The sequence below is a fragment of the Pseudomonas sp. P7548 genome, from assembly GCF_013386585.1.
Classification (GTDB): Bacteria; Pseudomonadota; Gammaproteobacteria; order Pseudomonadales; family Pseudomonadaceae; genus Aquipseudomonas.
The window spans coordinates 1-548 of the sequence record NZ_JACARO010000101.1 but is presented as its reverse complement, the minus strand read 5'-3'; the positions used below and the strand labels follow the sequence as shown (position 1 = coordinate 548).

Genomic DNA, 548 nt, shown 5'->3' with positions numbered 1-548 from the left:
CGCCTGCGCCTTCGGCAGCGAAGCGGGCAGGTGGCAACGGAGGGGGCGCAAGAGCGAAATCATGGTCGCCGATGCTCCCAAAGCGCGCAGGCACGTTCAATCAGGGTTTGTGAACCTTCAGGTATGGGTTTGTTAAACAATCCCCGCCGCTCAACTGAAACCCGTGACGGCATGCGGCGTGTAGTTGGCCTCCAGGCGCTCTATTTCGGCGGCGGTCAACTGAATGTCCAGCGCCGCGACGGCATCGTCCAACTGGGCCGCCCGGGACGCGCCCACAATGGGCGAGGTCACCCCGCGATGGGCCAGCACCCAGGCCAGTGCGATTTGTGCCATGGGCACGCCACGCTCTTTGGCCAGTTGTTCCACCGCGTTGATGACCGGGCCGTCAACGGCGTCGGTGGCATCCAGCACGCTCTTGCCGAACTCATCGGTTTTACTGCGCTCGGTCTGCTGCCCGTGGGGGCGGGTCAAGCGCCCGCGTGCCATGGGGCTCCAGGGCATCAAGGCGACGCCCTGGTCGATGCACAGCGGGATCATCTCGCGCTCTT

1 protein-coding gene is annotated in these 548 nt (G+C 65.0%); it reads right to left on the bottom strand.

Features of this window, described 5'->3' with window-relative positions:
* Nucleotides 1–150: 150 nt before the first annotated feature.
* Nucleotides 151–548: aldo/keto reductase (locus tag HX803_RS29965; protein WP_178925722.1), on the bottom strand; the 398-nt coding region annotated here is incomplete at its 5' end.